Annotated in this window: 9 protein-coding genes and 6 pseudogenes; 14 read left to right on the forward strand and 1 reads right to left on the reverse strand. The window is 63.4% G+C overall.

The window, feature by feature from the left end; genetic code table 11:
* Nucleotides 1-88 precede the first annotated feature (88 nt).
* From M5I08_RS15180 to M5I08_RS15240, 14 genes and pseudogenes are all read left to right on the forward strand, one after another.
* Entirely contained in the window at nt 89-424 is a 336-nt protein-coding gene (locus tag M5I08_RS15180) for a hypothetical protein (RefSeq protein ID WP_219069741.1), read from the forward strand.
* Nucleotides 425-635: 211 nt separating this feature from the next.
* Nucleotides 636-833, forward strand: a pseudogene (locus tag M5I08_RS15185) (acyl-CoA synthetase); the annotation flags it as partial.
* A 59-nt stretch (nt 834-892) separates the two neighbouring features.
* Nucleotides 893-1293 (forward strand): annotated as a pseudogene (locus tag M5I08_RS15190) (acyl-CoA synthetase); the annotation flags it as partial.
* Nucleotides 1294-1562: 269 nt separating this feature from the next.
* A complete protein-coding gene (locus M5I08_RS15195; protein ID WP_219069745.1) occupies nt 1563-2087 on the forward strand; it encodes a hypothetical protein in 525 nt (174 codons plus the stop codon).
* A 14-nt stretch (nt 2088-2101) separates the two neighbouring features.
* Nucleotides 2102-2968 carry an SAM-dependent methyltransferase gene (locus tag M5I08_RS15200; protein WP_219069747.1) on the forward strand — a complete coding sequence of 289 codons (867 nt, stop codon included), beginning with the start codon at nt 2102-2104 and terminating at the stop codon, nt 2966-2968.
* A gap of 10 nt (nt 2969-2978) precedes the next feature.
* On the forward strand, nt 2979-4718 hold the full coding sequence (locus M5I08_RS15205) for an AMP-binding protein (RefSeq protein WP_219069760.1): 1740 nt from the start codon (nt 2979-2981) through the stop codon (nt 4716-4718).
* Between the two features lie 62 nt (nt 4719-4780).
* A pseudogene (locus M5I08_RS26900) lies at nt 4781-4960 on the forward strand (beta-ketoacyl synthase N-terminal-like domain-containing protein); the annotation flags it as partial.
* Nucleotides 4909-5073: pseudogene (locus M5I08_RS27475) on the forward strand (hypothetical protein); the annotation flags it as partial. The pseudogenes M5I08_RS26900 and M5I08_RS27475, both read left to right, overlap by 52 nt.
* 63 nt (nt 5074-5136) lie before the next feature.
* A pseudogene (locus tag M5I08_RS27310) lies at nt 5137-5367 on the forward strand (acyl carrier protein); the annotation flags it as partial.
* Nucleotides 5368-5389: 22 nt separating this feature from the next.
* Entirely contained in the window at nt 5390-10159 is a 4770-nt protein-coding gene (locus M5I08_RS15220) for a type I polyketide synthase (protein WP_219069750.1), read from the forward strand.
* Between the two features lie 130 nt (nt 10160-10289).
* Entirely contained in the window at nt 10290-15953 is a 5664-nt protein-coding gene (locus M5I08_RS15225) for a type I polyketide synthase (protein WP_219069752.1), read from the forward strand.
* Between the two features lie 97 nt (nt 15954-16050).
* Nucleotides 16051-16356 (forward strand): annotated as a pseudogene (locus tag M5I08_RS15230) (beta-ketoacyl synthase N-terminal-like domain-containing protein); the annotation flags it as partial.
* Nucleotides 16357-16584: 228 nt separating this feature from the next.
* Nucleotides 16585-17481: an IS3 family transposase gene (locus tag M5I08_RS15235; RefSeq protein WP_219069756.1), complete on the forward strand. Its 897-nt coding sequence runs from the start codon at nt 16585-16587 to the stop codon at nt 17479-17481.
* Nucleotides 17482-17722: 241 nt separating this feature from the next.
* Complete coding sequence (locus M5I08_RS15240) at nt 17723-18991, forward strand: phthiocerol/phthiodiolone dimycocerosyl transferase family protein (protein WP_219069762.1); 1269 nt, start codon at nt 17723-17725, stop codon at nt 18989-18991.
* A gap of 320 nt (nt 18992-19311) precedes the next feature.
* Here M5I08_RS15240 and M5I08_RS15245 read toward each other — a convergent pair whose 3' ends face one another.
* Nucleotides 19312-19761, reverse strand: a complete 450-nt coding sequence (locus M5I08_RS15245) for an acyl carrier protein (RefSeq protein WP_219069758.1) — start codon at nt 19759-19761, stop codon at nt 19312-19314.
* Nucleotides 19762-19798 lie beyond the last annotated feature (37 nt).

Raw genomic sequence — 19798 nt, forward strand, 5'->3', positions numbered from 1 at the left:
CGCGAATTGATAACACTAGACACTTCAGCCTCACCCATCACTCATGGTTTGTCGCCCAGCCACACCCCGTCGGGCACGATCACTGACCATGGCCGCGCCCCCCGCATCGACGAAAACCTCCCTGCAACAACGCCTGTCCGCCCATGCTCGGCAACGATGGCCCCAGCTCAACGGTGTCGAGGTGCGTTTCCGTGGCACGTTCGCCTACGTCACCGCCCGCCTGCCCGACGGTGACTCCATGCCACTGATGCGGCTGCGTTACGGCGGATCAGCCTCCCGCTGGGGCTTCGCGAGCTACCTGGCCAGCAAGAACGGCTACCAAGACTCGGTACTACCCACCACCGGCCACACAGCAGGCTCACCCGAACACGCCCTCGACACCGCCTGCGGCCTCTACCTCGGCGACCCAACCGCCTGGACATGACCCCCGACGAACTTATGGGCGCGAGCCCTAAGGTTTGTCTCAGTCTCCGGCTGAATGCATTCTTGGGTTTTCGTAGGAGACGCCGATAGCCCCTGTTAACGTCGTTCAACACAGACGTCGGAGAGGTGGCGTCCGTCGAGTCTTGAACCACTGGCGAGTCTTGAACCACTGGAACCAAAAGGGGTGTCTGATGCCGGCGAGCCACTCTTGCATGCCTGACGTACTCGCGGAACGGGCCCGGCAGCGCCCGGATTTGCTGGCCCACACGTTCATCGACTACGAAGTGGATCCCGCCGGAAACTCCGAGACCTTGACGTGGGCTCAGGTTCACCGGCGCGTGCAGGTCATCGCCGCGGAACTCGCTTCCTGCGGGTCGCCGGGTGACCGCGTCGCGATCGTCGCTCCGCAGGGCCTGGAATACGTGATCGGGTTTTACGCTGCGATGGAGGGTGATTTCGTCGCGGTCCCGTCGCTGGTGCCGCAGTTCGGTGCGGCGACTGGAAAAAACCCGAACAGTCGCAGCGGACCTTCGGCGGACAGCTCCTCGATCCATCGCCCGGCACCCCGCTGGGGTCCTGGCTTCGCACCGGGGGCTTGGGCGTCATCTACGAGGGCGAGCTGTTCATCATCGGCCGCATCAAGGATCTGCTGATCGTGGATGGGCGTAACCACTATCCTGACGACATCGAGGCGACGGTCCAGGAGATTAGCGGGGGTCGCGTCGCGGTGACCTCCGTTCCCGGTGATCGCCGCGAGCGCTGGTGCCGGCCGGCTCCATCCCGATCACTACCAGCGGCAAGGTCCGCCGTTCCTCGTGCATTGAGTATTGCCTGCAGGACGAATTCACCCGGATGGACACCACCTCATGACGTTTTTCGGCGACGCCGGAAAACCCGGATAGTGGCGTCCCCAGGGCGTCACACCGCAGGGGGAGTGAACGCAATGTCAGCAATCGGATCTTTCACACCCGCTGTGCTGGGGGAACGTGCTCGGCAACAGCCGGCTGCGCCCGAGTACACGTTCATCGACGACGAGGTCGACCCAGCCGGGTATTCCCAAAGATTGACGTGGTCTCAGGCTCGTCGGCGCGCAACTGGTCGCCGCGGAACTCGCGTCCTGCGGATCGCCGGGTGATCGCGTGGCGATTTGCGCTCCGCAGGGCTTCGAGTACGTCGTCGGGTTCCTCGGCGTGGTGGAGGCGGGCTTCGTCGCGGTCCCGCTGTCCGCGCCGCGGTTCGGCGCGCACGACGAACGGCTTTCCGCGGCGTTGAGGGACAACTCGCCGGCGGCGATCCTGACACCATCGGCCGTTGTCAACGACGTCGTCTCGTGTGCTCGGGCGCTCCCCTTGCCGCTGCCGGCAGTGATCGAGATCGATGCGCTCGACCTTGATACCCCAGCAGACCTTCTCCATCAGCACGGGGCAGACCAAAACAGCTCTGCTACGATACGCTTCGGGTTCGACTCGTCAGCCGACCGGCGTCGTGAATATCTTCGCGAAATGTCGAGCAATGCTGTCCGACCATTTCGAGGACAACGGGTAAGGTTCCACCGCCGGATACCACGCTCGTCTCGTGGCCGCCCTTCTATCACGACATGGGCCTGCTGCTCGGAATTGTCGGTCCAGTGTTGGATCTCGCCGATCAAGGAAAATCCAGATTGAAGGACGGTTAGCGTATGACGTCGATAAGCGAACGCGGGGCATCAGCTGAATCCATTCAGCACCATTATGATGTAAGCGAGAGATTTTACTCACTCTGGCTAGACGAGTCCATGACGTATTCGTGCGGCTTGTGGCAGAACGACGATGACTGTCTGTCGGCGGCGCAGACGCGGAAGATTGATTACCTGGTATCTCTGGCAGGCGCTGGTGGGCGGGAAAGGGTGCTGGACATCGGGTGCGGGTGGGGGTCGGTTATGCAACGATTGGTTGCCGAACACGGCGTGGAACATGTCACGGGTCTGACCTTGAGCGCAGCGCAGGCTCGCCGCATCGAGGACCTACGCGACCCTCGCCTGGAAGTTCGGGTTCAGGACTGGGCTGACTTTGTTCCGGACGCGCCGTATGACACAGCAATTAGCGTTGGAGCCATGGAGCACTTCGTTAAGTTCGGATGGGAACGGTCAAAAAAGGTGGCAGCATATCGCCGGTTTTTCGAAAAGTGTCATGAGTCACTCAAGTCCGGGGCAGGTATGGCGCTGCAGACAATCGGCAAGGGGAACGTCGTACTCGACGCGCAAGGTCTGAGAGACACTATCTTCATGGCGCAGCACATATTTCCCGAATCAGATCCGCCGAGGCTCGCGGAAATATTGCACGCTACTGAGAAGCTCTTCGAGGTTCAATCAGTAGTCAACCATCGGGAACACTACGCGCGTACCTGCTCAGCCTGGCTCGAAAAGCTCCAGGCGCACAGGACTGAGGCGGGCGAAATTGTTGGCCCCGAAAAGGCAGAGATTTACGAAAAGTACCTCAAAGCCTCGATACGGCAGTTCCGGCTTGGACACGCAAACCTTTATCGGATCTCGCTTTGTAGGGTGTGAAACCGTGCCGTTGACCCATTCATCGATTCCGGCCGCGGTACGCGAACAAGTCCGGCAACAGCCGGATGCGCCCGCGTACACGTTCGTCGACTACGACGTCGACCCCGCCGGGTATTCCCAAAGCTTGACGTGGTCTCAGGTCCACCGGCGCGCGCAGGCAGTCGCCGCGGAACTGGCGTCCTGCGGATCGCCGGGTGATCGCGCCGCGATCCTTGCTCCGCAGGGCGTCGAATACATCGTCGGGGTTCTCGGCGCGATGGAGGCCGGCTTCATCGCGGTCCCGCTGCCCGAGCCGCTGTTCGGCGCCGAACGGGTTTCCGCGGCGCTGAGGGACAGCTCGCCGGCGGCAATCCTGACGACATCGGCGGTCGTCACCGACGTTGACTCGTGCGCTCGGGCGCTCCCCGGCTCGCCGCCGGCAGTGATCGAGATCGACGCGCTCGACCCCTACTCACCGCCGGCCCTCCACTCGACCGGCGCGCCGCAGACCAAGACGGCCCTGCTGCAATACACCTCCGGCTCGACTCGTGCGCCGGCTGGCGTCGTGGTGACGCACAAGAACATCATGGCCAACCTCAACCAGATCATGTCCGACTATTTCGAGGACCAAGGAGGGGTTCCGCCGTGGGACGCCACGCTCGTGTCGTGGCTGCCCTTCTATCACGACATGGGCCTGATGTTTGGAATCTTTATTCCGATCAGGTTCGGACTTCATTCAGTCTTGACGAGCCCTATAGCTTTTCTGCAGAAGCCCGCCCGGTGGATGCACTTGGTGGCCAGCAATACTAAAGCTTTCTCGCCCGCCCCAAACTTCGCCTTCGAACTGACTGCGCGACGCACGTCCGACGCCGACACGGTGGGGCTCGACCTGGGGAACGTGCATACCTTCATCAGCGGCGCCGAACGGGTACACCCCCCGGCGATCAGACATTTCGTCGAGCGGTTTTCCCGGTTCAACCTTCCTGACACCGCGCTGCGAGCGGCGTACGGGCTGGCCGAGGCGACGGTGTACGTGACGACGTCGAACCCGGGGCGCTCTGCGCCGATCGTCCGTTTCGACTACCAGAAGCTGTCGGCCGGCTACGCGAAGCGCTGCGGCGACGAACAACCCGGTTCCGAGCTGGTCAGCCACGGCACACCGCGCGCGTGCACTATGCGCATCGTCGATCCTGAGACGTGCGTCGAGAATCCGGCCGGTAAGGTCGGGGAGATCTGGGTGCACGGCGACAACGTCGCGGCCGGCTACTGGCGAAACCCGCAACTATCGGAACAGACCTTCGGTGGACGGCTCGTCGATGCGTCGCCCGGCACCCCGCTGGGGCCCTGGCTTCGCACCGGGGACTTGGGCGTCATCTACGAGGACGAGCTGTTCATCATCGGCCGCATCAAGGATCTGCTGATTGTGGATGGGCGTAACCACTATCCTGACGACATCGAGGCGACGGTCCAGGAGATTAGCGGGGGTCGCGTCGCGGCGATTTCGGTCCCGGATGATCGCAGTGAGCGGCTGGTCGTGATCGCGGAGATGAAGAACCGGGGCAGCTCCGAAGAGGAGATGCTGCACAGACTTCGTAGGGTGAAACAGCAAGTGACATCTGCGATTTCGAAGTCGCACGGGCTGCGGGTGGCCGATCTCGTGCTGGTACCGTCCGGCTCTATCCCGATCACCACCAGCGGCAAGATCCGCCGTTCTTCGTGCATCGAGTGCTACCAGCAGGACGAATTCACCCGGCTGGACGTCACTGTATGACGCCGGCTTTTGAGAGTCCGAACTGGCCAAAGAACTTTCCGAAAGGCGGGGTTGAACGCGATATGACTGCTGCACCGCCGGATCGTCGGAGCATCCTCACCGAGGCGCTGCGCACGATCGATGATTTGACTGCGCGCCTGGAGATCGCCGAAAGGGCCGACACCGAACTGATCGCGGTGGTGGGGATGGGATGCCGGTTGCCTGGTGGGGTGAACAACCCCGCCCAGTTCTGGCGGTTGTTGCACGACGGGGCGAGCGGCGCCGTGCGGGTGCCCCCCCGCCGATCCGTGGTGTCATCCACGCCGCCGGAATCACCGACGCCCAACTCCCGACTGAAATTTCGGATAGCCGCCTTCGGCGCACCATGTGGCCGAAAATCGCGGGCGCGCAGGTGTTGCACGAGGCCTTCCCGCCGGGGATGTCAGTTCGACGATCCACCGAGCAGTTCGTCGGCATCGAGCTGTCCGCGACGATGCTTTTCAACCACCCCACGGTCGCGTCATTAGCGGGTTACCTAGCCAAGAAGCCGCTACCGCGGGAAGGCCCGCAGGACGACGTCGATATGCTATCCGATTCGACCAGCAGTGTGCTGAACGAGTTGTTCGACAGCGTGGAATCGGCTCCGGCCGGTAGTGAGAGGGGTATCTGATGAGCCATTTGGGCCTCGCGGCATGACGGCGGCTTCCGACGAGGAGGCTCTCCGCTACTGGCTGGTCGACTACCTCGTCACGAACGTCGGTTGCAGTCCCGACGACATCGACTTCGACGTGTCGATGAGCGATCTTGGACTGGGCTCACGCGACGCAGTCGTACTCTCCGGCGAGCTGTCCGAGCTGCTCGGCCGCCAAGTCTCACCCGTGGAATTCTGGCAGCACCCGACAATCGGCGGCCTGGCGCGGTTTCTCAGCGGATCGGAACCCGACGCCGACGCCGGGCAGGTCCGCGATTCCGCTCAAGGCGGCCCGGACGAGCCGATCGCAGTGATCGGCCTGGGATGCCGTTTCCCCGGTGAGCTCGCCGGCCCGGAAGCGTTCTGGCAATTCCTGTGCGCGGGCCAATCCGCGGTGAGCGAGGTACCGCCGGATCGGTGGGCCGCGTTCGACGACGGCTCCCCTGAGGTCGCGGCGACCCTGGCCCGCACCACGCGGTGGGGATCGTTCTTGACCGACATCGACGCCTTCGACGCGGAATTCTTCGACATCTCTACCCGCGAAGCCGTCAGGATGGATCCTCAGCAGCGGCTGCTGCTGGAAGTCGCGTGGGAGGCATTGGAACACGCCGGGATTCCGCCCAGCTCGCTGCGCCGGTCACAGACCGGAGTCTTCGCCGGCGCGTCTTGCGCCGACTACGGGTATATGGCGGCGCTCGATCTGCCCAATGTCGACGCGTGGAGTAACCCCGGTGGTGCGCTGAGCATCATCGCCAATCGGCTGTCGTATTTCCTGGATCTGCGTGGACCCTCCGTCACCGTTGATACCGCTTGCTCCTCGTCGTTGGTCGCGCTGCACTTGGCTTGCCAGAGCCTACGGATCGGGGACTCGGATCTGGTTCTCGCGGCTGGGGTGAATCTTCTGTTGGCGCCCGGGGTTTTTCGTGCTTTCGATCAAACCGGTGCGTTGTCTCCGACCGGTGCGTGTCACGCGTTCGACGCGGCCGCCGACGGGTTCGTCCGCGGCGAGGGCTGCGGGGTGGTAGTGCTCAAACGATTAAACGATGCACTGCGCGACGGGGACCGGCTACTGGCGGTGGTGCGGGGCTCGGCGGTCAACCAGGACGGCCGCTCCAACGGCATGTTGGCTCCCAACCCCGCCGCCCAGATGGCGGTGCTGCGCGCAGCGTACACCAATGCAGGGGTGGCGCCGCATGAAGTGGATTATGTCGAGACCCATGGGACCGGAACGTTGCTGGGCGATCCCATCGAGGCGCGTGCGCTCGGCACGGTCTTGGGTAAGGGACGCCAACCGCAGTCGCCGCTTTTGATCGGTGCGGTCAAGTCGAACCTGGGCCATCTGGAGGCTGCGGCCGGGATCGTCGGATTCATCAAGACGGTGTTGGCGGTGCAGCGGGCCAGCATCCCGGCGAATCTGGGATTCCAGATCCCCAATCCGCATATTCCATTCGACCAAATGCGGCTGAAAGTCGTTGCTGACCACCACGAGTGGCCGGCCAGGCAGCGACCGCGCCGGGCCGGGGTGTCCGCGTTTGGGTTCGGCGGCACCAATGCGCACGTGGTGATCGAACAGGCCCCGGCGACCGATGCCGCTGTCCGCGAGCCCGATCCGCCGGTGACCACATTGATCGTGTCGGGTAAGAGCGGCGGGCGTATCGCGTCGCTGGCCGGTGTGCTGGCGGACTGGATGAACGGCGACGGGGCCGATGTGAGGCTGCCCGATGTCGCCCACACGCTGAACCATCATCGGGAGCGCCACGCCCAGTTCGCCACCATCTGCGCCCGCGACCGCGCTCAGGCGGTGACGGGGCTGCGGGCGCTGGCCGCCGGCCGAACCGCCGATACGGTGGTGGATCCGCACGACGGGCCGTGCGGACCCGGCACGGTGTTCGTGTACTCGGGTCAGGGTTCGCACTGGGCGGGCATGGGTCGGCAATTGCTTGCGGAGGAGCCGGTATTTGCCAGGGCGGTCGCAGCGTTGGAGCCGGCGTTTGTCCAACAGGTGGGATTTTCGCTTTGGGACGTGATCGCCAACGGTAAACCGGTGAGCGGCGATGCGCAGGTGCAGCCGGTGCTGATGGGGTTGCAACTGGGGCTGACCGAATTGTGGCGCTCCTATGGGGTGCACCCCGATGCGGTGATCGGGCATTCGATGGGCGAGGTGACCGCGGCGGTGGTGGCCGGGGCGTTGACCGTGGCCGACGGATTTCGGGTGATCGCCGCCCGGTCCCGGCTGATGTCGCAACTGGCCGGACAGGGCGCGGTGGCACTACTCAAACTGGACGCCGAGGCCGCCGAAACATTGATCGCTGACTTTCCCGGCGTAAGTGTGGCCGGGCACATCGCACCGCAGCAGACCGTGATTGCCGGACCTGTGGTGCCGGTCGACGCGGTGATCGCCGCGGTGAGCGCGCAGAACCGGTTCGCCCGGCGGGTCGACATGGAGGTCGCCTCGCATACCGCGTTGATGGATCCGATCCTGCCCGATTTGCGTGCGGCGCTTGCTGATCTGGTGCCCACGATGCCGACGATTCCGTTTATCTCCACCACCGTCCAGGACGTCACCGCCCCGCCGGACGCCGAGTACTGGGTGGCCAATGTGCGCCAGCCGGCCCGGCTGTTCCAGGCCGTCACCGCGGCCGCGAAGGGTCGCACCACCTTCGTCGAGATCAGCGCCCATCCGATCCTGACCCACGCCGTCAGCGACACGTTGGAGTCGGTGACCCATCACCACACTGTCGGGACGTTGTGGCGTGGCGGCGATGACACGGTGAGCTTCCACACCAACCTCAACACAGTGCACACCAGCCATCCACCGGAGACCCCGCATCCGCCGGAACCGCATCCGCTGCTGCCCACCACTCCCTGGCAGCACACCCGCCACTGGGTGGATGTCACACCGGTCCGGCGTCGACGCGAATCGGTTGACCCGGGCGAATGGTCGGCGCAGAGCGGTGGGGCGATCCCGGCGGAGTGGTGTTTGCAGCTGGCCTGGCCGGCTCGTGAGTTGGGCAGCGCGCAGACCGGTGTCGACAGTTGGTGGCTGGTGGTCGGCGACTGTCAGCTCGGCGCGGAGATCGGCGGTGTTCTCGGCGGGGCCGATCGGGTGACGGTGCTGTCGCCCTCGGCGTTGGCCCAAGATAATGACGCGACCCTGGCGAAGGCCCTCGCCGGAGTGACCCATGTGCTCTACGCGCCCCAAGTGTCGTCTGATCATTTTGCTGCCGAACCGGGTTACGAGCTGTTCAACGCGGCCCGGCGGCTGACCGCGGCGGTGGCCGCGGTGGGGGGAATCACTGCGCCTCCCCGTCTTTATCTGCTCACGCGCAACGCTCAGCCAATCAGCGAAGGCGATCGGGCCAACCCCGCCCATGCCGTGTTATGGGGCCTGGCGCGCTCAGTGGCACTGGAGCATCCCGAATTCTGGGGCGGCGTCATCGATGTCGACGAGTCAGTGCCGGGCGGGCCGGCCGCCCGGTATGTGGTCGACGAGGCGCACCGTGGCGACGGCGAGGATCAGGTCATTTATCGGGCCGGAGTACGCCGTGTTCCGCGCCTGCAACGGGGCTACGTACCGTCGGCCACCACGGTTGAGCTCGATAAGGACAGCAGCTATCTGGTCATCGGTGCGACCGGCAACATCGGGCCGAATCTGATTCGGCAACTCGCTGATATGGGAGCAGCCACGATCGTCGCGGTGTCGCGCAATCCGGGTTCGCGTCTCGACGAGTTGGCCACCAGCCTGTCGCAAACCGGAACGACGTTAGTGACGGTGGCCGCCGACGCGGCCGATGAAACCGCGATGAGCGCGCTCTTCGACCGCTTCGGCACCTGCCTTCCGCCGCTGGCGGGCATCTATCTGGCGGCTTTCGGGGGCAGCCCGATAATGCTGCGCGACATGACCGATGACGACGTCGCCGCCATGTTCCGACCGAAACTGAACGTGCTGGCGCTGCTGCACAAACTGTCCCTGGGCCACCCGGTGCGCCAGTTTGTGCTGTTCTCCTCGATCTCCGGAGTGACCGGCTCCCGCTGGCTGGCCCACTACGCGGCAACCACCACATACTCCGGCACCTTCGCCTATGCGCGCCGAGCGGCCGGACTGTCGGCCACCGCGATCAACTGGGGCCTGTGGAAGTCGCTGACCGACACCCAAGCCGACCAGGAACGCCAGGTGACTCTGGAATCCGGGCTCGAGCCCATGCCCGACGAGGTCGCCATCGGTGCGCTGGCGTCGTTCACCGGTCCCGGCGCCCCGGTCCACGCGACCATCGCCGCCGCGGACTGGGACCGACTGGCCACCGCGTATCGCACCCGTGCAGCGCTGCACATCGTGGACGACCTGCTGCCGACCGATGCCGACAGCGACGGTTCATCAGGGTGGCGAACCGAGTTCCGGGAAGCATTGCGCGACTGCGAACCGACGCGGCGCCGCGATCTTCTGGTTGATCACGTAAGCACACAGGTCGCGGCGGCGATGGGATTGGCTTCGCCGCAGCTGCTGGATCCGACGGCGGGCTTCTTCCAATCCGGTATGGATTCGCTCATGAGCGTGACCTTGCAACGGTCGCTTTCCGAAAGCCTCGGCGAGGTGCTGCCGACATCTGTCGTGTTCGACTATCCAACCGTCGAAGCTCTCTGCGACTACTTGGCCACGATCCTTCCCGAGTTGGTCGAGGTTGCCGAGCAGGAAAGGCAGGAAAGGGTCGACGCCTACGACGACCTGACCGATGACGAACTGCTGAAGGAACTTTCCGAGAGGTTGGGCTGAGCGCGATGGCTCTAGCACCGCCAAATCCTCGGGCGATTACCATCGATTACCATCGAGGGCGATGCGCTGCGGCTGTATGTGGCGACGGTAAATGGGGAATCGGCCGCGGCGGTAGTGAGGGCGACATTTCATGACTGCGACTTTTTCCGTTGCTGCGCTGCGTCATTGGTTGGTCGATTACCTGACCACGAATATCGGCTGTGACGCAACCGAGATTGACCCGGATGCATCACTGTGGGATCTTGGTGTCGGGTCGCGTGATGCAGTGGTCTTGTCCGGTGAACTCGCGGAGTTGCTGGACCGGCCGGTATCGCCGCTGGAGTTCTGGCAGCACTCCACAATAAATGCTCTCGCCGAATATCTCACCAAGCCCGAGTCGGAAGCCGAAGCTGATGGGACGGACCAGTCCGGTCGATCCTTCGCCGACGAGCCGATCGCGGTCATCGGTCTCGGATGTCGCTTCCCGGGTGACATTCACGGCCCAGAATCGTTGTGGCAGTTCCTGTGTGAGGGCCGGTCAGCTGTAGGGGAGGTCCCGCGGGACCGGTGGAGGCCGTTTGAAAATAGTTCACCTGAGGCGGAGGCGGCGCTGTCGAACACCACGCGCTGGGGTTCGTTTTTAACCGAGATCGACGCTTTCGACAACGAATTCTTCGAGATTTCGCCGCGGGAAGCGGCGTGGATGGACCCCCAGCAGCGTCTGCTGCTGGAAGTGGCGTATGAAGCCTTGGAGCATGCCGGGATTCCGGTTGATTCGCTGCGGCGCACGCAGGCCGGGGTTTTTGCCGGTGCGTGCTCAGGTGAGTATGGCTATCTGACGTCGACCGACCTTAGTCAAGTGAACGCATATTCCGGTACCGGCGGCGCGCTGAGCATTATCGCCAACCGCGTCTCCTATTTCTTTGACTTGCGGGGTCCCTCGGTGACCGTCGATACGGCGTGCTCGTCGTCGTTGGTGGCGGTGTACCTGGCCTGCCAAAGCTTACGAGCGGGTGATTCGAGCCTGGCGCTCGTCGCTGGGGTTAATCTGCTGCTGTCGCCGGTAGTTACCCGCAGCTTCGATCAGGCCGAGGCAATGTCGCCGACGGGTCGGTGTCGTTCGTTCGACGCGAGTGCCGACGGCTTCGTTCGTGGCGAAGGTTGCGGGGTCGCGGTGCTCAAGCGGCTCAGCGATGCGCTGCGCGACGGGGATTCGGTGTTGGCGGTGGTCCGGGGTTCAGCGGTCAATCAGGACGGCCGTTCCAACGGGCTGATGGCGCCCAATCCGGCAGCCCAGATGGCGGTGCTGCGCGCCGCCTACGCTAATGCCGGCGTGCCGCTGGATGGGGTCGATTATGTCGAGGCCCACGGGAGCGGAACGTTGCTGGGCGATCCCATCGAAGCACGCGCGCTGGGAACTGTGCTGGGCCGTGCGCGGCCGCCGAGAACTCCCCTTTTGATCGGCGCTGTGAAAACGAACCTGGGTCATTTGGAGGCGGCGGCCGGAATCGCCGGTTTCATCAAGACGGTACTGTCGTTGCAGCGGGGGCACATTCCGGGCAACCTGCATTTCGAGAACCCCAATCCGCACATCCCATTTGAAAATCTGCGGCTAAAACTGGTTGCCGAACAGACTGTTTGGCCGTCGGTGGACCGCGTGCGGCGGGCTGGGGTGTCTGCGTTCGGATTCGGTGGGACAAACGCGCATGTGGTGTTGGAGCAGGCCCCGGCTACTGAACCGGTTGCCGAGGCGGCGGCGCCGGCGGTGAGCACCTTGGTGGTCTCGGGTAAGACACCGGCGCGAATCGCGTCGATGGCCGGCTTGTTGGCGGAGTGGATGTCCGGCGAGGGCGCCGGAGTGCCGCTCGCCGATGTGGCTTACACACTCAATCATCACCGCACTCGCCACAAGCACTTCGCTGCGGTGTGTGTGCGTGATCGCGCCCAGGCGGTGGCCGGGTTGACGGCATTGGCGGCCGGCGAACCGGCTGCGGGGGTCGTAGAACCTTACGAGCGACTCCCAGGGTCAGGCACGGTATTCGTTTATTCAGGTCAGGGTTCGCAATGGGTGGGCATGGGTCAGCGGTTGCTGGCCGACGAGCCGACGTTCGCCGCGGCGGTCGCCGAATTAGAGCCTGCGTTTTTGGCCGCGACCGGTTTTTCCTTACAGCATGTCTTAGCCACCGGCGAGGCGGTGATCGGCATCGAGCGTATCCAGCCGGTGTTGGTGGGCGTGCAGTTGGCGCTGACGGAATTGTTGCGCTCCTACGGAGTCGAACCCGATGCGGTGATTGGCCATTCGATGGGTGAGGTGACCGCGGCGGTGGTGGCCGGAGCACTGAGTCCCGCGGATGGCCTGCGGGTCATCACGACACGAGCCCGGCTGATGTCGCGGCTGTCGGGACAGGGTGCAATGGCGCTGCTGGAATTGGAGGCGCCCGCTGCCGAGGCGTTGGTCGCCGACTACCCCGACGTCACGGCAGCGGTGTATGCCGCACCGAGTCAAACGGTGATCGCCGGGCCGCCCGAGCAGGTCGATGCGGTGATTGCGGTGGTGGACGCCCAGGGGCGGCTGGCGCGCCGCATCGAGGTGGACGTCGCGTCGCATCATCCGACCATTGATCCGATCTTGCGCGAATTACGCAGTGCGCTTGGTGATCTGGCGCCGATCGCACCGAGGATTCCGCTGATCAGCACGACGGATCGTACTAGCCGCGAGCCGCTGTTCGACGCCGATTACTGGGTTGCCAATCTACGCAATCCGGTGCAATTCAGCCAGGCCGTGGCCGCAGCTGCGGAAAACTGCGCCACGTTCATCGAGGTGAGTCCGCATCCACTGTTGACTTACGCAATCGGCGAGACGCTTTCATCAACCTCGTCGACGGCGCGCTTCACCGTCACCTCGGCATTGAAGCGTGCGGAAGACGAAACTTTGTTCTTCCATACGCAGCTCGCTGCGCTTGATGTCAGGACCCGCCAGGCCGAAAGCGGCCGGCTCGTGCATATCCCGTCGTCGCCATGGCTGCATGCTAAGCATTGGGCGGTGAGTCGCTCGCCCAAGCAGCGGCTGCCAGATGCTCACCCGTTGCTGGGCGTGCACATTGAGATGCCTTCGGGCCGCGACCACGTATGGCAGGCAGACGTCGGAACGGAGACGATGCCGTGGCTGGCCGATCACCAAGTGCGTGGGCAGGTTGTCATGTCGTCGGCGGGTTTTGCCGAGATGGCTTTGGCTGCCGGCTGCGAAGCTCTTGATCTGCCGACCCAGTCCATAGCGGTCACCGAGCTTGAGGTCGAACAGGCTCTTGTTCTCGATTGCCACACCCGGGTCACGACACAGCTTGCTCGAAGCGACGACGGGATTCACGTTCAGATTCATGGTAGTTCGGCTGATGCCACCTGGCAGCGGTATGCGGTGGCCAGCATCGAGGTGACGCAACAGGATAGTCCTGCCGAACCGGTCCAGCCTTCTAGCGAGTCGGGAACCGAGATGTCGGTTGCAGATTTTTACGCCACGCTCCGACGCTCGGGAATACATCACGGGTCGGCGTTTTCCGCCGTGACCAGGATCGTTCGGACTTCCAGCGATGCGGTGGAGACCGAAATTGTGTTGCCTGATGAGGCTGTAGACCATCGAAGTTATCGCATTCATCCGGTGATGCTCGACGCGGCGCTGCAGAGTTTCGCTGCGTCTATACCGAATGAATTGCTGCAAGATCAGAACAACATCCTTTATCTGCCAGTGTCGTTGGGAACGATTCGATTGTTTGGGCAGGTTGGTCGACGGGCCCGGTGCCGTGCCGAACTGGTGAGCTCAGAACATGAGAGCGGCGCCCCGCGGGGCCGGATCGTGCTCATGGACGACACCGGGACGCAAACCGCGCAAATCACCGGCGTCGAGTTGCGGCCAATCGGCCCCGTTATTGGGGCGTTGCCGCTAGAGCAGAAGATCTTCGACACCGAATGGGTAGAAAGCTCGCCGGCGGAAATCAGTCCGTCGGCTGCTCCTCCTGGCCCCTGGCTGCTGTTGGTCGACGACGATGCCGAGACAAAAGCCTTTGTGGCAGAATTTATTGCCCGCTTCAGCTCACCGACCCGGCGATTGATAAGCGAAGAGTTGTCGAATGAGGCGGCGGTTCGGCAGGCTCTCAGGAGAAACGGTGCTGATGCCGAGCTTTCGCCGGCTGGCATCATCGTATTCGTCGGAAGGCGTTCATTTGACCACAACGACGGGGATGGTGCGATCCGGCGTGCCCAACAGTTGATCTGGTCGATCTGGGTAGCGGCGCACGCTGCAGTCGACAGCCGGCAACCGAAATCACCACGGCTTTGGTTGGTAACACGTAACGGTCTTTCGGCTCAGGGCGATGAGCCGGGAGATCCGGTGATCGGCGCCCTCAAAGGCCTCGTTCGCAATTGGCGGTTCCCCGGCGAGGCGGCTCGTGTCCTCGCCGGCGAGCCGGATGCGGCTGTCACCCTCGTCGATCTCGATTCCGCCGACGACATCACGGCGGCACTGATGAGCGAGATCGAGTCACCGGGGAGCGACGACGTGATCGCATGGCGCGGGCAGCGCCGATACGTTGAGCGGCTCTGCCGTGCGACGCTCGACTCAGGTCAGCGCGCGGCGGTTGTCCGTGGGGACGGCTCATACATTGTCACCGGGGGGCTGGGCGGCTTGGGCCAGGTCGTTACGCGGTGGCTGGTAGAGCGCGGCGCGGGGCGGGTTATCCTCAATGGGCGAACCAAGCCCTTAAACCATCAGGTCCTGGACGACTTGGCGAACGCTGCCGAAATCGTCTTCGTTTCAGGTGATATCGCTTCGCCGGAAGTGGCTGAGCGGCTCGTGGCGGCTGCCGAGGAAACCGGGTGGCCATTGCGGGGCGTCGTGCACGCCGCGGGCGTGACCGGCGACGGTTTGGTCGCCGCTCATACCCAGGAAGAGATGGAACGGGTATGGGCGCCCAAGGTGGTCGGTGCATGGCGGCTGCACGCGGCGACTGCTAACCGACGGCTTGACTGGTGGGTTGGCTTCTCCTCGATGGCCACACTTTTGGGTTTGCCGGGTCAACTGGCCTACGCAACCGCGAACGCGTGGCTTGATGCCCTGATGGCGTGGCGACGTGCATCAGGTCTGCCCGCAACTGCGATCAACTGGGGCCTGTGGTCGGACGTGGGGATGAGCCGCTCGCTGACATCCAGTGTGCTAGACCCGATCACGCCCGACGAAGGCGTCGAGGCGCTGGAACGGCTGGTGGGTGGCCACCTCACTCGGGTAGGGGTGGGGCGACTGCGGCTTGACCGCGCCGCCGCGGCGAACCCCGAGTTCGGCGAACTCGGCTACTTCCAGACGATGGTCGAGAAATTCGTCACATCCAGTGCCGACGGCCGTGGAATTGAGGTAGAGGATCAATCGGTAGCATCGGTTCCGGGTTGGTCACGGATGACTGCCGAGAACCGGCTCAACGAACTGGTGGCCAGGCTTCGAGCCCTGCTGGCGCGCGAACTTCGGATGCCGGTGTCAGCGGTCGACGTGGATCGGCCATTTCCCGAGTTGGGGCTGGATTCGATGATGGCGATGACGATCCTCAAAGAGACGCAGCGGTTAGCTAACGTCAAAGTGTCGGCTACGACGTTATGGAACAACCCGACTATCTCATCATTCGCCGCGTATTTAGCAGAAATGCTTGCGCGACAAGAAGTTCCACATGAGAGCAACGTCGATCCGGCACCCGGCCCGGTGGGCGGTGTGTTGGATGAGTTGTTCGACAGTGTGGAGTCGGTTCAGGCGGGTAGTGAGGGCGGTATTTTTTGATGCGGTCGTTTTTTTCGCGTGTTTCGGCGATGTCGGCCGAGCAGCGGGGTGTGTTGGTTGAGCAGTTTGATAAGTCGTCGCGTGTGGTGGGGGCGGAGCCGGGATGGCGCCGGGTCGGTTGGCTGGGGTGCGGGCGGCGGTGATGATGGGGGTGTATTACACGGAGTATCAGACGATTTCGGGGCTTGATCTGGACGGCATTGATGCGTATTCGGCGACGGGTAATGCGCATGCGGTGACGGTGGGGCGGATTGCGTATTTGTTGGGGTTGCGGGGTCCGGCCGTGGCGGTGGATTCGGCGTGTTCGTCGTCGTTGGTGGCGATTCATTTGGCGTGTCAGAGTTTGCGGTTGCGGGAAAGTGATGTGGCGTTGGCGGCGCGGTGCGGATCGTGCGGGAGACCGGCAAATCGATCGCGCAGGTGGCTCGGGAGCTTGGTGTCAACGCGGGCCGCTGGGTAACTGGTGCGCCCAAGAGCGGCGACGTAGGGCTGGCGGTGACGGCGGGTTGGAGGAGTCCGAGCGCCAAGAGCTGATCCGGCCGAGAAGGGAGAATGCGGAGCTGGCGATGCAGCGTGATGTCCTCAAGCGCTCCTGCGCCCTGTGGGTTCGAGAAGCGATGGGCCAGTAGAGATGTCGAGGTTCATCGACTCCCAGAGGGCGCACTACGGCATCACGTACGCCACGGCGTGTCGAGTGTTGGGGGTATCGCAGTCGTGGTTCTACAAATGGCGCCACGGCGATGCGTCACTACGGCACGCCCGCCGCAGGGCACTGACCGCTGATATCGGGCGATTGTTCGCAGCGCATAAGGGTAAGTACGGGTCCCCGCGGATCTGGGCAGACCTTCGCGATGAAGGCTGGACCGTCAGTGTGAACACCGTCGCGAAGATCATGCGTGAGCAGGGCATGGCGGCTCGCTCCAAACGGCGCCGACGACATTGCACCCGGCCAGGAAGATGTCGGTGGCGGGCGCTGGACCTGGTCAAACGCAAGTTCGCCGCTCAACAGCTCAACGGCAAGTGCTACGGCGACGGCGCCGAAGTGGAAACCTACGAGGGCAAGCTGCAGTTGGATTCGGTGCTGGACATGGCCTCACGGCGAATCATCGGGTTCGCTATCGGTGAGCACCACGACGCCGAGCTGGCCTACGGGGCGCTGTCCATGGCGGTGGCGGTGCGCGGCGGAAGACAGGAGATCGCCGGGGTCACCTTGCACACCGATCAAGGCAGCGAGTACACGGCGGGTGCGTTTCGGGCTGCTCGCCAACGCTGCGGGATCCGCCAATCGATGGGACGGCCGGGCTCGGATCTGGATAACGCGGTGATCGAATCATGGTATTCCACTTTGGAATTCGAGTTACGCATGCTGGCGCACTTCGACACCAAGGTCCAGGCCCGCCGTGAGCTGGTCGCCTGGATCGACGACTACAACACTGATCGTCGTCATTCGGCACTGAACATGCGATCTCCGCCGCAGCACGAACAGCAGCTCCGTAACGGCGGGTCCGAATCCGGGCAAGCGTCATGAGTGCATCGCACCCCGGCAGGGAGCAGTATGGAGGTGTCCTCGCCGGCGTCAAGGCCAAGCCCTACCGGTGGCCTACGGCCAGCGTTGACACCGGCTGCGGGCACCCCCTCTTGGCCGCTACCCGGGGCAGCGGCAAACAACTTGACCACAAGATCCCTACAACTGAAGTCTCCACGGAATCAGGGGAGGCCCACCGGCATAAACTCGTCATCGCGTTCGATAACGGTCAGGGAGTGTGAATTTGTTTCCATCTTCGGTCATTCGGAAGCTGGCAAATAGCGAGGAAATGCTCGCCGAGACCCAGAATTTTGTGGGTCTCGCCGCGCATATGAAGGGCCCAGTCGATATCGACGCGCTGTCCGCTGCCTACGACGCGCTACTCGAAGCGCACCCGATCCTTTATGCTCACCTCGAACGGGGGCCAGACGGACGGCATCAGATCGTCGCCGATGACCTTCTTCCCAAGGACATCGAGGTCATCGAGCTCGTTGACCCGGCGGCCGAAGGTCCCCCGCCCCACTTCGACCAAAGCGAGTCACTGGTCCACCTCCGAGTGATCATCCGCGACGGGCAGGCGCAGCCGACTCTTTACGTCCATCACAGCCTCGCCGACGGTCATCACATGTTCAGCCTCGTTGAGGAAGTGCTGTCCTACTACACCGAGGTGGTCAGCACTGGAAGCATCCGTTCGGTCACCGTCGAAGCCGCGCCCGAATCGATCGAGACGGTGCTCGCCGAACGGGGTATCCACAAGCAGAAGCGCTCCGGTATCGAGCGGTTCATGCCGGCGATGTTCGCCTACGACCTTCCGCCATCTCGGCGAGCGGCTACCGGCGTCAAACCGGTGTCACCCGTGCGTGTCCCGATGGTGTCGTGCCGGTTGAGCGAGCGCCACACCGATGACGTCGTTTCGCTCTGCCGTGCACAGGGGCTCGGACTGACGTCCATGCTCGCTGCCGCTATCCTCATGGCGGAGTGGCAGATTCGCGGTACGCCCGATATCCCGGTTCCGTTGCTCTACACCGTTAACCTGCGCTACTTTCTCTCCCCACCGGTGTCCGCGACCGGATGCACCAACCCGGTGGGATTGGCGACCTATCTCGCCGAGATCGATCACAAGACGCGTGTTGTCGATCTCGCCCGCGACATCGCCGACACTTTTCAAGCAGACCTGTCCGAGGGTGTAATCCAACAGTCTCGGCTGCACTTTAGCCCGCAGTACATCGGGAACCCGCCGAGTTTGCCTGATGTCGTCGTGCTCTCCGATAGCGGTCTGGTTCCTCCCGTGTGTACACCTCCCGGCCTGGAAGTGGTCAGCACTCACGGCGAGATGTTCTTCGCCGTCAGCGCCGGAATTGACATCTACTTCACCCAGCTATTCGCCGGAAAGTTGGACGTCGAGTACCACTCGCATGGACCGGTGCCGGAAAGATCGCTCGAGGCAGTGCGTTCGACGCTCTGCAGCATTGCCGAGCAGCACACCGCGACCAGTGTAGGACTCGCGCAGTAATTGAGTGGGTTCCGGTGGGCGTGTCGCGGTGTGGTCCGCTGTGAGCGTGTAGTTCCAGTCGCCATGGAAGTCGGTGGCGGTGCAGTTCACGATCACAGCCCGGTCACGCAGGCGCGCCGACGATCACCACAATCACCCCAGAAATCACACCAGCCACGTCCGTCTAACTGCGAAACTCAAGCAACGTATTGCGGGCTTAAATGCAGCCGAGACTGCCCTCAGCCACCAGATGGAAACAATTGATACTCCCCTGACCCGTTGCGAACGCAATACCCATTATGGTGTACGAGGCGCGATTGGGTCGACCGGGGTGCTCGTTCTCACAACACGTTACCGCTCTCGCTGCCCGCCGAAGCCGACTCCACATTGTCGAAAAGCTCATCCAACACGCTGCTTGCCGACTCCGGCATCGGGTCGACAGGGTCTTCCTCCGACCCATCGTCGGAGACTCCGGGCTTCGCAAGCAATTCCGCTAAACACGCCGACAACGACGCGATGGTCGGGTGATCCCATAACAGCGTCGCCGACACTTCGAAGCCCAATGACCGCTTAGCCTCTCCGAGGACCGACATCGCAATCACCGAGTCGAATCCCAATTCGGGGAATGACCGGTCGACGTCCACTTCGGATGCGGGCATGCCGAGCTCGCGGGCGATGATCGCCTGGAGCCTGGCCTCGATTTCGCCGGTAATGTTCTCCGCGGGAATCTGCGACCATACAATCGCCGCTGCTTCGTCGCGCGAAGCGGCTGCTGTGCGAGCCGGCTCCATTGGGTTCTCCGCTCTTTCAAGTGGGTTGGTTAGCCTT

Origin of the sequence: Candidatus Mycobacterium methanotrophicum (assembly GCF_023515995.1) — a bacterium.
GTDB lineage: Bacteria > Actinomycetota > Actinomycetes > Mycobacteriales > Mycobacteriaceae > Mycobacterium > Mycobacterium methanotrophicum.

Excerpts from the sequence above, each read along its gene's own strand:
- M5I08_RS15180 (WP_219069741.1), top strand. The coding sequence starts at position 89 with ATGGCCGCGCCCCCCGCATCGACGAAAACCTCCCTGCAACAACGCCTG.
- M5I08_RS15200 (WP_219069747.1), top strand. The coding sequence starts at position 2,102 with ATGACGTCGATAAGCGAACGCGGGGCATCAGCTGAATCCATTCAGCAC.
- M5I08_RS15220 (WP_219069750.1), top strand. The coding sequence starts at position 5,390 with ATGACGGCGGCTTCCGACGAGGAGGCTCTCCGCTACTGGCTGGTCGAC.
- M5I08_RS15225 (WP_219069752.1), top strand. The coding sequence starts at position 10,290 with ATGACTGCGACTTTTTCCGTTGCTGCGCTGCGTCATTGGTTGGTCGAT.
- M5I08_RS15235 (WP_219069756.1), top strand. The coding sequence starts at position 16,585 with ATGTCGAGGTTCATCGACTCCCAGAGGGCGCACTACGGCATCACGTAC.
- M5I08_RS15245 (WP_219069758.1), bottom strand. The coding sequence starts at position 19,761 with ATGGAGCCGGCTCGCACAGCAGCCGCTTCGCGCGACGAAGCAGCGGCG.